At 41.6% G+C, this 13,055-nt stretch carries 11 protein-coding genes; 10 read left to right on the top strand and 1 reads right to left on the bottom strand.

The features are described 5' to 3' along the window. The first annotated feature begins 12 nt into the window (after nucleotides 1-12). From ORI98_RS02700 to ORI98_RS02685, 4 genes are read left to right on the top strand one after another with little or no spacing between them, the layout of a single operon-like run. Nucleotides 13-2,643, top strand: coding sequence for a DNA internalization-related competence protein ComEC/Rec2 (locus ORI98_RS02700; protein WP_371931108.1), 2,631 nt, complete (start codon nucleotides 13-15; stop codon nucleotides 2,641-2,643). A 36-nt stretch (nucleotides 2,644-2,679) separates the two neighbouring features. Beyond that, on the top strand, nucleotides 2,680-4,494 hold the full coding sequence (msbA, locus tag ORI98_RS02695) for a lipid A export permease/ATP-binding protein MsbA (RefSeq protein WP_306134157.1): 1,815 nt from the start codon (nucleotides 2,680-2,682) through the stop codon (nucleotides 4,492-4,494). Then, entirely contained in the window at nucleotides 4,494-5,537 is a 1,044-nt protein-coding gene (lpxK, locus tag ORI98_RS02690; protein ID WP_306134156.1) for a tetraacyldisaccharide 4'-kinase, read from the top strand. The genes msbA and lpxK overlap by 1 nt, the downstream gene beginning before the upstream one ends. Beyond that, the gene (locus ORI98_RS02685) at nucleotides 5,538-5,717 is read left to right on the top strand and encodes a Trm112 family protein (protein ID WP_306134155.1); all 180 of its coding nucleotides are present in this window, start codon (nucleotides 5,538-5,540) and stop codon (nucleotides 5,715-5,717) included. A gap of 188 nt (nucleotides 5,718-5,905) precedes the next feature. Here the strand turns inward: ORI98_RS02685 and metG are convergent, their stop codons facing one another. After that, complete coding sequence (gene metG, locus ORI98_RS02680; protein ID WP_306134154.1) at nucleotides 5,906-7,978, bottom strand: methionine--tRNA ligase; 2,073 nt, start codon at nucleotides 7,976-7,978, stop codon at nucleotides 5,906-5,908. A 152-nt stretch (nucleotides 7,979-8,130) separates the two neighbouring features. On the opposite strand from metG, the gene apbC reads away from it, so the two are divergent. Genes apbC through tmk form a run of 6 tightly spaced genes read left to right on the top strand, consistent with a single transcriptional unit; the run spans nucleotide 8,131 to nucleotide 13,054 of the window. Next, nucleotides 8,131-9,252, top strand: coding sequence for an iron-sulfur cluster carrier protein ApbC (gene apbC / locus ORI98_RS02675; RefSeq protein ID WP_371931107.1), 1,122 nt, complete (start codon nucleotides 8,131-8,133; stop codon nucleotides 9,250-9,252). Between the two features lie 6 nt (nucleotides 9,253-9,258). Continuing rightward, nucleotides 9,259-9,897 (top strand): uridine kinase, encoded by a 639-nt coding sequence (gene udk / locus ORI98_RS02670; RefSeq protein WP_306134152.1) that lies wholly within the window; start codon nucleotides 9,259-9,261, stop codon nucleotides 9,895-9,897. Nucleotides 9,898-9,940: 43 nt separating this feature from the next. Beyond that, a complete protein-coding gene (dcd, locus tag ORI98_RS02665; protein ID WP_306134151.1) occupies nucleotides 9,941-10,528 on the top strand; it encodes a dCTP deaminase in 588 nt (195 codons plus the stop codon). Next, entirely contained in the window at nucleotides 10,525-11,358 is an 834-nt protein-coding gene (gene pabC, locus ORI98_RS02660; RefSeq protein ID WP_306134150.1) for an aminodeoxychorismate lyase, read from the top strand. The genes dcd and pabC overlap by 4 nt, the downstream gene beginning before the upstream one ends. Nucleotides 11,359-11,408: 50 nt before the next feature. Next, nucleotides 11,409-12,419 carry an endolytic transglycosylase MltG gene (gene mltG / locus ORI98_RS02655; protein ID WP_306134149.1) on the top strand — a complete coding sequence of 337 codons (1,011 nt, stop codon included), beginning with the start codon at nucleotides 11,409-11,411 and terminating at the stop codon, nucleotides 12,417-12,419. Continuing rightward, entirely contained in the window at nucleotides 12,416-13,054 is a 639-nt protein-coding gene (tmk, locus tag ORI98_RS02650) for a dTMP kinase (RefSeq protein ID WP_306134148.1), read from the top strand. The genes mltG and tmk overlap by 4 nt, the downstream gene beginning before the upstream one ends. Nucleotide 13,055 lies beyond the last annotated feature (1 nt).

The following is a 13,055-nucleotide window of genomic DNA, read 5'->3' as shown; positions in this document are numbered from 1 at the left end:
TACTAGTATCTTATGAATCGATTTGTTTTCGGCTTTTGCATCAGCTGCCTGAGTGCATTACTTTGGCCTGTTATGCCACCTATATGGTGTTTGGCCCTCATACTGCTTTTGGCTTTTGTTTGCCTGATTAAAGCACCGCTGTTAAGTGGTGCTACTTTTGCCGTTTTTTGGATAAGCATCTATTTCTATTCGTTAGACTTTCAACCAAGCTATACACTGCAAAACAAAGTTACATTTACCGGTGAGATAATATCACTAGTTAATGGTGACCGCGACTGGATAAGTCTGGATGTACGTGTAATTGAACCTAAATTAACCAATATTAATCTATCTCAAGGCATAAATGGGTTACCAAGAGACAGAATATATCGACTAACTTGGCAGAAGCCGCCCTCTATTACTGTAGGCCAAGTTTGGCTATTTGAAAATACACGACTTAAGCCTATCACCAGCATTGCTAATCAAGGGGGATTTAACCAACAGCGGTATTACATTCATCGCCATATCGTTGCCAAGGGGCAGGTTAAACAGGCCAGTTTAGTGTCTTATGAGCCATCAATAAGGCAAAAATGGTTATCGTCATTGTCGTTAGTCACCCCTAAATTAAACAATGGAGACTTACTACTGGCTTTATTATTTGGCGAAAAAAGTCAGATTTCAGATGTTCGCTGGCAGCAGTTAAGGCAAACGGGTACAGGACATTTAATCGCCATTTCAGGGTTGCATTTATCAGTGGTGTTTGGCTTGGTTTTTCTAGGATGTTTTAGTTTATTGACTTGTGTTCGATTTGGGCAGTTTTTATTATCGAAAATACATTGTCAATTTGGCTTGTTTCCTTTGTATGCCTCACTCATGTTAGCAACATCAATGGCATGGGGGTATGCCTATTTAGCGGGTTATTCTGTATCAACACAACGCGCATTAATCATGCTGGTTTTATTGGTACTGCTGAGTTTATTGAAACAGCATCATTCTTTGTGGCAAAGATTAATGTATGCACTGGCGGGGGTATTACTATTTGATCCATTTGCAATGTTGAGTGCCGGATTTTGGCTATCATTTGTCGCCTTAGGCATTATTTTGCGTTTCATTGACCAGCACCAGCACCAGCACCAGCAGCAATTGACACAATCCCCTATTACATCAGGAGCTAATCGAATACAAAAAATGTTCGGGTATTGCCTGGATTTGTGGTCGATTCAATGGCGATTAGCCATAGGGCTTGGTGTGTTGCAAGCACTACTATTTGGAACACTATCTATTCATAGCATTTGGATCAACTTGCTGGTGGTGCCTTGGTTCAGTTTATTAGTGATACCAGTAGCAATGTTAAGCTTTGTTGTTTGGTCAATGTGGTACTTTTTGAGCGAGGTATTCAGCAACACGCACATTGTGGATTTAGCTTCAGATACTTGGATATTTGCATTAGTTGATATCTTGTTAGTGCCATTTAGTGCATTACTGAATCAGTCAGATGACTTTCCAAGTAGTTTGATTGATGTCAGTGAAACTTGGATTGCTGCAAGTCTGTGTAGTTTGCTTGGTTTTGGCTTATTACTGACATTTCGTTGGTCGATATTTAATAATGCATTTCGAGCGAATCAAAGCATAAATGGGCGGCAGCGTGGACTGAGTCAAAATGGCTTTATTCTCTGTCTGTTGACCTTGGTAATGAATCTTCCTTTTATGCAGCTTATGTTTAAGGCTGTCACCGCAAATGATGTTAATCATTTTACAGGAAAAGCGCCCATAGGCTTTAGTGAAACAACAAGTGTGAAGCCAATCCATGACATCAGTTTGCATACCTTGGATGTGGCGCAGGGTAGTGCAATTGTTTTGCAGCAACAGAATAGGGCGTTGATATATGATAGCGGGGCCGCCTTTGGGGATTTTAGTTATGCCGAGCGGGTAATCATTCCATTTTTAAAAACGAGGGGGATCACGCAAATTGATTACATAGCGATCAGTCATCATGATAACGATCATAGCGGTGGTTTACCGGCATTAATTACTGAATATCCTCATGCTGAACTAATCGCTGACGAGGGGGAGCTGTTATTCAATCAAACTCGCGAAAATACACATGTAAAAGTCAGCAGTTGTCAGCCGGGTGTGCGGCAATGGGGGCGTGTTACAATTACGACTTTGGCAGATCATTTGCAGTCTAATAAAGACAATAATCGCTCATGTGTGATGATGTTAGCCATTAATCAGAACCCAAATATAAATTCGCACAATCCGCACAATCCCCATAAAGCAATAACAAAGGTATTACTGACTGGCGATATAGAAGCCGCAAGAGAACAAAGCTTGCTGTATAATCAGCAAAATATTAATGCAGACATTTTATTTGTGCCGCACCATGGAAGCCGAACCTCATCTTCCTCAGCATTTATTGATGCTGTCTCTCCACAGTTAGCGATATTCAATGCCGGATTTAATAATCAATATGGATTTCCTAAAGAAGACATTATGGCCCGTTATCTTGATCGCGACATTGCCACGCTAGTCAGCGGTGAACAAGGTCAAATAAGCATAAAATTCAACTCAACTGATTACCATGTAAGCAGTTATCGACATGATATGGCCCCTTTTTGGTATAACCGATTGTTTAGATTTGGCCAGATAGTTAAAGCAGAGTAGAATGCTGTCCATGTTTGTTAGCAAAGAATGATATTAATGTCGTCTCACTCAGATAATGCTCACTCAGATAATGAAATGTGGAGCGTTTTTAAACGCTTGATGATTTATGTTTTACCCATGAAAGCTATGTTTATTATGGCCGTGCTGGGTTTGCTCACCTATGGCGCAGTCGATGCCGCATTTATCGCTTTTATTAAACCCTTTATTGACCAAGGCTTCGGAGCTGCACCTGTTGTTGCGGGAGTTGAATTACCAACTCATGGTGGTTTTAATGCCAACACCGACATTATGATGATGGCGCCTTTTGTTGTTGTTGGCATGTTTACCCTCAGAGGACTTGCCAATTTTGTCTCTACCTACTGCGTTTCTTATATGAGCGCGCAGTTAATTATGGACATGCGTCAGCAGGTGTTTGAGCACTATTTGCGTTTACCTGTGAGCTATATTGATCGCGAAAATAGCGGTAATTTAATTTCTCGAGTGACTTTTGATACTGAGCAAATCGCCAGAGCCTCAGGCAGTGCATTGATATCAATCGTGCGTGATTCTATGACAGTCGTAGGCATGTTAGCGATCATGTTTTTCTACTCATGGAAATTATCACTGTGTATTTTAGTGATTGGGCCTTTGATGGGCATTGTTATCAGTATTGTCAGTAAACGTTTTCGTAAAGTATCAAAACAAATTCAATCAGCAATGGGCGGGGTTACTGCGACAACTGAGCAAATGATTAAAGGGCATAAAAACGTACTCTCATTTGGCGGGCAAAAAACCGAAATGGCACGTTTTTTTGAAGTAAATGATAAAAACCGCCATCAAAATATGAAATTGGCGGTGGCGCAATCGGTTAGCCAGCCGGTAATTATGATTATTGGTTCATTCGCACTTGCTTTTGTACTATTCGCTGCCAGCTGGGAGAGCATGCAGACCGATTTGACCGCGGGTACGTTCACTGCAATTTTAGGTGCCATGATGGCAATGCTGCAGCCGATTAAAAATTTAACTCGAGTCAATGCTGAATTCCAACGTGGTATTGCAGCTTGTACAACCGTGTTTGAATTACTCGATACGCCAGCAGAATCTGACACAGGCACCCATGAGGTGGACCGTGTACAAGGTCATTTGCAATTTAAGGGGGTGAGCTTTAGTTATCCTGAGCAGGAAAAGCAAGCCTTAAACTTAATTGAATTTGATGTTAAGCCGGGTAAAACGATTGCATTAGTCGGGCGTTCGGGTTCTGGTAAATCGACTATCGCCAATTTAATTACCCGTTTTTACGGTGGATTATCAAACGGTGATATTCTGCTTGATGACACTAGCATTTATGATTACAAATTAAAAAACCTGCGTAATCAGGTCGCTTTAGTGTCACAGCAGGTCACATTATTTAACGATACCATTGCCAATAATATTGCCTATGCGTACCCAGGCGAGGCAACGCGCGAGCAGATTATCAATGCCGCTGAATTAGCTTATGCGATGGAATTTATTAATACACTTCCTGAGGGATTAGACACCCAAGTGGGTGAAAATGGCGTGTTATTGTCTGGCGGACAACGTCAGCGTATTGCAATTGCGCGTGCTATGTTACGTGACGCACCTGTGCTTATTTTAGATGAAGCAACTTCTGCATTAGATACCGAATCTGAAAAAGCGATTCAAAAAGGCTTAGATAATTTACGTCATAATCGTACTTCAGTGGTTATTGCCCACCGTCTTTCTACGATTGAATCTGCCGACGAAATTTTAGTTATCGACCAAGGTAAGGTGATTGAACGTGGTGTGCATAAAGAGTTAATTACTCAGGATGGCGTATACGCTAGCTTGTATCAGATGCAGTTTGGCAGCTAATGCAAAACTGGATTAACCAAGTTTGGTATCAAGGGCATTGGGCAAAATGGTTTTTATTGCCCTTGTCAGCACTTTTTTGGCTGATAAGCTTTATCCGGCGCGCTTTATTCAGGTTAGGGCTTAAATCAACTCATACCTTGCCAGTGCCTGTTGTGGTCGTTGGTAATATAACCGCCGGAGGTAGCGGGAAAACCCCAACCGTGATTTATTTGATTAATCTATTACGGGCTAATGGCTTGAAACCGGGGGTTGTCAGCCGTGGATATGGTGGCAAGATTGACGGTGTCGCCAGTGTCACGCCGTTAAGTTTAGCTGCCGATGTGGGTGACGAGCCGTTAATGATTGTTACCCGAACCCATGTGCCTATGGTCGTTGGCAGTCAACGCGTGTTAGCTGCAAAAAAACTACTGGCCGATTTTGATGTTGATGTGATCATTTGTGATGATGGTTTACAGCATTATGCCCTTGGTCGAGATATTGAAATTGCATTAGTAGACGGTGGACGTCGTTACGGCAATGAGTGTTTATTGCCAGCGGGTCCATTAAGAGAAGGGCTTTGGCGATTAAATACCATTGATTGGATCATCAATAATGGTGGTCCGGTTGCTTCGGTTAATTCTGACAACTTGACTGAACATCTAATGCAGCTTAACCCTGCGCCCGTATGTCAGGTTCAGTCTTTAAATAGTGTCTTACTACCACCCGAAGACACAGACTCTCAATTAGCATTGCAACAAGCACCGATAACAGCAATGGCTGGCATTGGCAATCCGCAACGATTTTTTGACAGCTTAGCTGAGCAGGGATACCAACTTAAACAAGTTGTCGCCTTTGCCGATCATCAGGCATATGACAAACATCAGTTGATTGCGTTATCTCGAGACACACCTTTGTTAATGACAGAAAAAGATGCGGTTAAATGTCGCGATTTTGCATTACCGAACTGGTGGTATTTGCCAGTAAATGCGAAGCTAAGTACAGAATTTGACACCCAGTTTATGAGTCGAATGACTCAACTTATCCAACTTAAGAAGGAAATTTAAATGGCTTTTGATAAAAAGTTACTTGATATTGTCGCGTGTCCTGTGTGTAAAGGTAAACTGGAGTTTGACAAGGAAGCACAACAGTTGATCTGTAAATTTGATAAAATTGCTTACCCGATTAATGATGGTATTCCAGTGTTACTTGAAAATCGTGCGATTCCTTTAGTCGCTCAAGATTAATCATTAGCCGCTCAAGATTAAGCTTTAATCGCTAAAGATTAACCGCTAGCCGTTTAAAGATTAACTGTTAGTTGTTAAAGATTAATCATGGCAACAAGATAAAATTAAAATTTACCTTGGTTAATACGACATAAAATAAAAAGGCTGTAATCATTCGATTACAGCCTTTTTTATTTCATTCTGCGTCGTTATTTAACACGCATACCCGGTTGAGCACCTTCATGTGGCTCAAGGATCCAAAGGTCTTTACCGCCAGGACCTGCGGCTAATACCATGCCTTCTGACATACCAAAGCGCATTTTACGTGGCGCAAGGTTGGCGACCATCACAGTTAACTTACCGACTAAATCTTCAGGTGAGTAGGCAGATTTGATACCTGCAAAGACTTGTTTGGTTTCACCACCAAGATCAAGCTCTAATTTTAGCAGTTTGTTCGCTTCAGGGACATGCTCAGCTTTCGCGATACGCGCAATACGTAAATCCAATTTAGCAAAATCGTCAAACTCAATTGTATCACTGATAGGATCATCTTCTAACGGATTGCCGCTAGAAGGCTTCACATCTGCTTTGTCGGTCTTTTTACTCTTGGTTTCAACCTGTGTTTGGGTAACTTGCAGATTGTCTTTAGAGGCATCTACCATGGCGGCCACTTTCTCTAAATCAACACGTTGCATCATGGCTTTAAATGGTACTATCTCATGGCCAGTCATATCCATGTTTAAGCTATTCCATGTCAGCTCAATTTGTAAGAATGCTTCAACATCTTGACTTAAACGAGGCAGCACAGGCTTCAAATAAGTCACAAGAATACGGAATAGGTTCAATGCTATAGAGCACACCTGATGGGCTTGTTCTTGTTGATCTTCTTGTTTGATAAGTTGCCAAGGTGCTTGATCAGCAACAAAACCGTTCGCGATGTCAGCAAGAGCCATAATTTCACGCATGGCTTTGCCGTATTCACGGGTTTCGTAAAACTCTGCAATCTGATCCTGTTTAGCTAAAAACGTTTCAGCAAGGCTGTTGTCGGCAATTTTGGCTAACTTGCCATCAAAACGTTTGCTAATAAAGCCAGCTGTTCGAGAAGCGAGGTTAACTAACTTGCCGACTAAATCAGAGTTTACACGTTGTGCAAAATCCTCAAGATTTAAATCCAAATCATCAATACGGCTGCTGAGTTTTGCCGCGTAGTAATAACGCAAAAATTCAGGGTCTAAGTTATCTAAATAAGTACGCGCCTTGATAAAAGTGCCTTTTGATTTAGACATTTTGGCACCGTTAACGGTGACATAGCCATGAGCGTAAACACTTGTTGGCTTACGGTAATTGGCGCCGTGTAACATTGCTGGCCAAAATAAACTGTGGAAATAGACAATGTCTTTACCAATGAAGTGATAAACTTCTGCAGTAGAGTCTTTTGCCCAAAACTCATCAAAACTGACATTAGGGTTTTTATCGCAAAAGTTTTTGAATGAACCCATATAGCCAATAGGCGCATCTAACCAAACGTAAAAATACTTGCCGGGCGCATCTGGAATTTCGAAACCGAAATACGGTGCATCGCGTGAAATATCCCACTGTTGCAAGCCTTGTTCAAACCATTCACTCAGTTTATTGGCCATTTCTTGCTGAAGCGAACCTGAGTTAATCCACTCTTGTAACATGCCCTCAAATGCTGGCAAGTCAAAGAAAAAATGCTCGCTGTCTTTCATGATCGGCGTGGCACCTGATACTGCTGACTTAGGATTGATTAAATCCGTTGGACTGTAGGTTGCGCCACAGCTATCGCAGTTGTCACCATACTGTTCTTCTGATTTACATTTAGGGCAAGTGCCTTTTACAAATCGGTCTGGTAAAAACATGGATTTTTCAGGGTCAAATAACTGAGAAATCGTTTTTGACTTAATATAGCCACCTTCGCGCAATTTAAGGTAAATGCTGCTAGCTAGCTCACGGTTTTCTGGGCTATGTGTGCTGTGAAAATTATCAAATTGAATATTAAAGTCAGCAAAGTCCTGTTCATGTTCTTTTTGAACTTGAGCAATCATTTCTTCCGGAGCAATCCCAAGTTGCTGTGCTTTTAACATAATAGGTGTGCCGTGAGCATCGTCGGCACAAATATAGTGACACTCATGACCGCGCAGCTTTTGATAGCGAGACCAGATATCAGTTTGAATGTATTCAAGCATGTGGCCTAAATGGATAGGACCATTGGCATAAGGAAGGGCACTGGTAACCAGTATTTTACGCTGTGATTGGGTCATTTTTTCTCAACATCGAATTTCGCTAAAAATATTGCCCAGATACTAACTGAAAAAAGCAATATTTTCACCAAAACATGCATGAAAATATCCCAATTAGTCACTAAATTTTTGTGAAGTTCTGATACACTTGCAGAAATTTGTCTACGGGAGTCATGCTTTTGTCTATTTCCTATCCTGATTATCAACTTGATGCTCAATTATTAACCCCAGTGTTAGCTATTTTAGATGCGCATCAAGATCCTTATTTAAAGCAAGGCTTAGTTGCCGCTGGGTGTGTGGTTAAATTAGCCATTGAAGGCAAACGACTGTTACTTGGATTAGTGTATCCCTATCCTTGTATGACTCAATACCGCGATACCGTCATGGCGATTACTAACAAGCTTGCGGTTTTAGATGCGATTGATGAAGTCGAATGTGAAATTGATTTTCAGCCAAGAGTATACTCAGCGATTACTTCAGTTGCGCCGATTGCCAACGTCAAGCAAGTTATCGCGATAGCTTCTGGTAAAGGTGGCGTTGGTAAATCAACGACTGCGGTAAATTTAGCGTTAGCGCTTAAAGCAGAAGGGGCTGAAGTGGGGATCTTAGATGCCGACATTTATGGTCCCTCTATTCCATTGATGCTAGGGATCCCAAACTTCAGACCGCAATCTCCTGACGGTAAGATGATGACTGCGGCATCAGCCCATGGCATATCAGCACAATCAATCGGTTTTATGCTGGGTGATGGCGAAGCTGCTGTGTGGCGTGGTCCTATGGCGGCAGGCGCGCTGGTTCAATTACTGAATGAAACTCAATGGCCTGAATTAGACTATTTGATTATCGATATGCCTCCTGGAACCGGTGATATTCAGCTTACATTGTCACAAAAGTTTCCGGTTAGCGGCGCAGTGATTGTTACAACACCGCAAGATATTGCTTTAGCTGATGCGCAAAAGGGCATCACCATGTTCAATAAAGTACAAATTCCTGTGCTAGGGATTGTTGAGAACATGAGTTTCCATTTATGTCCAGAATGTGGCCATAAAGAACACCCATTTGGTACTCACGGTGGCAGTAAAATTGCGGAACGTTATAACGTTCCTTTATTAGGTGCATTACCACTGAATATCAGTATTCGTGAGTCAATGGATAATGGCGCGCCTAGCGTGGTCAAAGAGCCAGATTCGGAAGTGTCAGGTATCTACCGTGAAATAGCCCGTAAATTAGGTGCGCAACTAGCACTACAACAAGTTAAATCAACCGTATCAATCAGTATATCGGACGACGAGTAAGCGTATATGAATTCTCAACAGTGTGTCATTATTGGTATTGCCGGTGCATCGGCATCGGGTAAAAGTTTAATTGCTAATACCATTTTTCAAGAACTTTGCCGTGACTTGGGCACCAACCAAATAGGCGTGATCAACGAAGATGCTTATTACCGTGATCAATCTCATTTGACCATGGAAGAGCGAGTTCAAACCAATTATGACCATCCTAAAGCGCTGGATCATAAATTGCTGGCTAGCCATCTTGAGTTACTTAAACAGGGGCAAGCGGTTAATATTCCGCGTTACAGTTATACCGAGCACACGCGTATGTCTGAAACCATCGAAATGTCGCCTAAAAAAGTGATTATTCTTGAAGGCATTTTATTACTAACCGATCCTAAACTGCGTGATTTAATGGATGCCAGCGTGTTTATGGATACACCACTGGACATTTGCTTCTTACGCCGTTTAACCCGTGACGTGGCTGAGCGTGGACGTACGATGGAGTCTGTGATTTCTCAATATAAAAAGACAGTTCGCCCGATGTTTTTACAATTTATTGAGCCGTCTAAACAGTATGCCGATATCATCGTACCACGCGGTGGAAAAAACCGAATTGCGACTGATATTTTAAAAGCGCGAATTCAACATTTGCTAGCAAAGTAACCGTTAACTACCTTAGGGGTTATTACCAAAGAGGCTACATTAAATGCGTCTAACCGATATCGAAATTGAACAAAGTTTGGATGAGGGTCTAATCGTTATTCACCCTAGACCGTCGGTAGACGCCATTTCTGGTGTTAGTGTTGATGTTCGTCTTGGCGATCAATTTCGTGTTTTTCAAGGTCATACCGCACCGTTTATTGATTTAAGCGGCCCGAGTGCAGAAATGCAAGCAGCCCTTGATCGCGTGATGGGCGATAAAATAACCATTGCTGAAGGTGAGGCTTTCTTTCTTCACCCGGGGGAATTGGCGTTAGCCGTTACGTTTGAAACTGTAACTTTACCAGCCAACATTGTTGGTTGGTTGGATGGTCGTTCATCATTAGCACGTTTAGGCTTAATGGTACATGTGACCGCACATCGTATTGATCCTGGCTGGCAGGGTAAAATTGTTTTAGAGTTTTTTAACAGCGGCAAACTGCCGCTTGCATTGCGTCCCGGTATGACAATCGGTGCATTAAACTTTGAACGCTTAAGTGGCCCTGTAGCAAGACCGTATAATCAAAGAAAAAGTGCCAAATACAAAGATCAACAAGATGCTGTTGCCAGCCGCATTAGTCAGGATGACAAATGACACAAGTTTGGGTTAATCAGCAAAATAGCGCGAACGTCAGCCCGTTTGATCGTGGTTTAGCTTATGGCGATGGCGTATTTGCAACAATGCGCACCTACCCTAAATCAGCCCCACAATCTGGGATTATGTTTTTAGATTTACATTTAGCAAGATTGGCGCAAGGGTGTCAGAGATTACATATTAATTGGACAGTTTCTGAGACATTACTTGCTCATTTGTCTGAGTTAGCAGAAAAGAACCCTAATTGCTGTATCAAGTTATTGCTCACTCGAGGTGTTGGCGGACGAGGTTACCAGGCACCCGTGAATGCCAATGTCACAGAAATAACTTCAGTCCATGAGATCCCCGCACACTACAAAACCTGGCAATATCAAGGTGTCGCATTGGCGACTTCAAGTATTACATTGGCACAACAGCCTTTATTGGCTGGTATGAAACATTTAAATCGTTTAGAGCAGGTGTTGATAAAAACACAGCCGCTGCCCGAAGGCTTTGATGACTGGTTAGTTTACGATACTCAAGCCAATGTTATTGAAGCTTCAATGGCCAATATTTTTATTGTGAAAGCACAACATGTATATACTCCTGCAATAAATCAGGCGGGAGTCAGTGGGGTTATGCGTCAGGCCGTTATTGAAGCTCTGTTAGACATAGGTGTAGATGTTCGCATTCAGTCTTTAAGCCAAGCTGATGTTGTTGAAGCCGATTCAATCATGATCAGTAATAGTTTGTTTGGCATTATTGATGTTATAAAAGTCGATAAAACCAGCTATCAACCTTGGCTTAATACAATTGCAGTTGCACAAAAGTTGCAAACGACATTAAGCTAAAGCGCTTTAAAATAATAAACAATAATAATCATCCACCTAAATAGATGCCTATGAATACAATAATAACGCGACTATTAGCCAGTTTGATCCCGCTTTTTACCATCATTTGTTTGGCGGGATATTGGTATGCAAAAGATATTTTAGAATACAAACAACAGCCTTTAACTATTACTGAGGCAACACAAATTACTGTAGCGCCAGGAACTTCATTACTTAAGCTAACACAAAAATTAGAGCAACAGGGCATAGTGACCGGCAGTTGGAAAGCCAGGTTTCTAGTCAAACTTGAACCTCAATTTGGCCAAATTAAAACCGGTTTGTACCAAATGACGCCAGGTGACAAGCTAGTTGATTTTTTGAACCGAGTCAGACTTGGGCAAGAAGTGGCGTTCTCAGTGACCTTAATTGAAGGTAAAACCATAAAAGAGTGGCTACCTGTACTACAAAACCTTGAACATATGCCATTTGAAGACGATGTATTTAATCGTGTTCTGGCTGCAAATGGTGATACTTCAGGGTTACCTGAAGGTAAGTTCTTCCCTGAAACCTACCATTATCGCGTTGATGATGATTTGTTTTCTATGTTGCAACGCAGTTATCAAATGATGCAAACGCATTTATCTCAAGCATGGCAACAACGCGATCCTGATTTAAAATTAAACTCGCCATATGAGTTATTAATTATTGCCTCGATTATTGAAAAAGAGACAGCACAAGACTCAGAACGAAATTGGGTTAGTGCGGTGTTTAATAATCGATTGAAAAAAGGCATGCGTTTACAAACTGATCCAACCATTATTTATGGAATGGGTGACAGATATAAAGGCAATATCACTAAAAAAGACATTTTAGAAAAAACGCCTTTTAACACCTATAGAATCGACGGATTGCCACCTACGCCTATTGCTGCGCCAAGCAAAGCGTCTTTGTATGCAGCGGCTAACCCGGCGAAAGTAAACTATTTATACTTTGTGTCAAAAAATGATGGTAGTCATATTTTTTCATCGACTTATAAAGATCATAACCGCGCCGTCAATGAATATCAGAGAAACCGAAAATGAGCCAAACAGGACAGTTTATCGTTATTGAAGGATTAGAGGGGGCGGGTAAATCCAGTGCTGTCGAGTTAGTCCACAATATCATTACCGCAGAAATAGGCCATGAGCCCGTTTGCACACGAGAACCGGGTGGCACACCATTAGCTGAAAAAATCAGAGATTTGGTTAAAATCGCTGAACCCAATGATCCCTTATGTGATGAAGCTGAATGCTTGCTATTTTATGCTGCACGTACCCAATTAATTACCAATGTGATTAAACCCGCATTGGCGAAAGGCCAATGGGTACTTGGCGATCGCCATAATTTATCATCGCTTGCGTATCAAGGTGGTGGTAGGGGATTAATGCCGTTAGTCAAAGCCATTAGCGATGCAAGCTTACATGGTTTCAAACCTGACTTAACTTTGTACCTAGATATAGAACCTAGCCTAGGTTTACAGCGTGCATCGCAACGTGGCGCATTGGACAGAATTGAGAAGCAGCATATCGCGTTTTTTGAACGTGCACGTGAAACATTTCTGCAGTTTGCCGCACAAGATAATTCGATCATTGTGATTGATGCGAGTCAAACGATGGAAAAAGTACATCAAGATATTCGTGCAGAATTAACCAAAAGACTCTTATTAGTGTCTAAATAAG

The organism is Shewanella sp. ULN5 (genome assembly GCF_030731885.1).
In the GTDB taxonomy this organism is placed as follows: domain Bacteria; phylum Pseudomonadota; class Gammaproteobacteria; order Enterobacterales; family Shewanellaceae; genus Shewanella; species Shewanella holmiensis.
Note: the sequence above shows the minus strand (reverse complement) of the source record. Positions and strands in the feature narration are given on the sequence as shown.

Bases quoted from the DNA above. Each gene is read 5' to 3' on its own strand.
- udk (WP_306134152.1), top strand. From the start codon at position 9,259: ATGAATTCTCAACAGTGTGTCATTATTGGTATTGCCGGTGCATCGGCA.
- pabC (WP_306134150.1), top strand. From the start codon at position 10,525: ATGACACAAGTTTGGGTTAATCAGCAAAATAGCGCGAACGTCAGCCCG.
- metG (WP_306134154.1), bottom strand. From the start codon at position 7,978: ATGACCCAATCACAGCGTAAAATACTGGTTACCAGTGCCCTTCCTTAT.
- mltG (WP_306134149.1), top strand. From the start codon at position 11,409: ATGAATACAATAATAACGCGACTATTAGCCAGTTTGATCCCGCTTTTT.
- ORI98_RS02685 (WP_306134155.1), top strand. From the start codon at position 5,538: ATGGCTTTTGATAAAAAGTTACTTGATATTGTCGCGTGTCCTGTGTGT.
- dcd (WP_306134151.1), top strand. From the start codon at position 9,941: ATGCGTCTAACCGATATCGAAATTGAACAAAGTTTGGATGAGGGTCTA.
- lpxK (WP_306134156.1), top strand. From the start codon at position 4,494: ATGCAAAACTGGATTAACCAAGTTTGGTATCAAGGGCATTGGGCAAAA.
- msbA (WP_306134157.1), top strand. From the start codon at position 2,680: ATGTCGTCTCACTCAGATAATGCTCACTCAGATAATGAAATGTGGAGC.
- tmk (WP_306134148.1), top strand. From the start codon at position 12,416: ATGAGCCAAACAGGACAGTTTATCGTTATTGAAGGATTAGAGGGGGCG.
- apbC (WP_371931107.1), top strand. From the start codon at position 8,131: ATGCTTTTGTCTATTTCCTATCCTGATTATCAACTTGATGCTCAATTA.
- ORI98_RS02700 (WP_371931108.1), top strand. From the start codon at position 13: ATGAATCGATTTGTTTTCGGCTTTTGCATCAGCTGCCTGAGTGCATTA.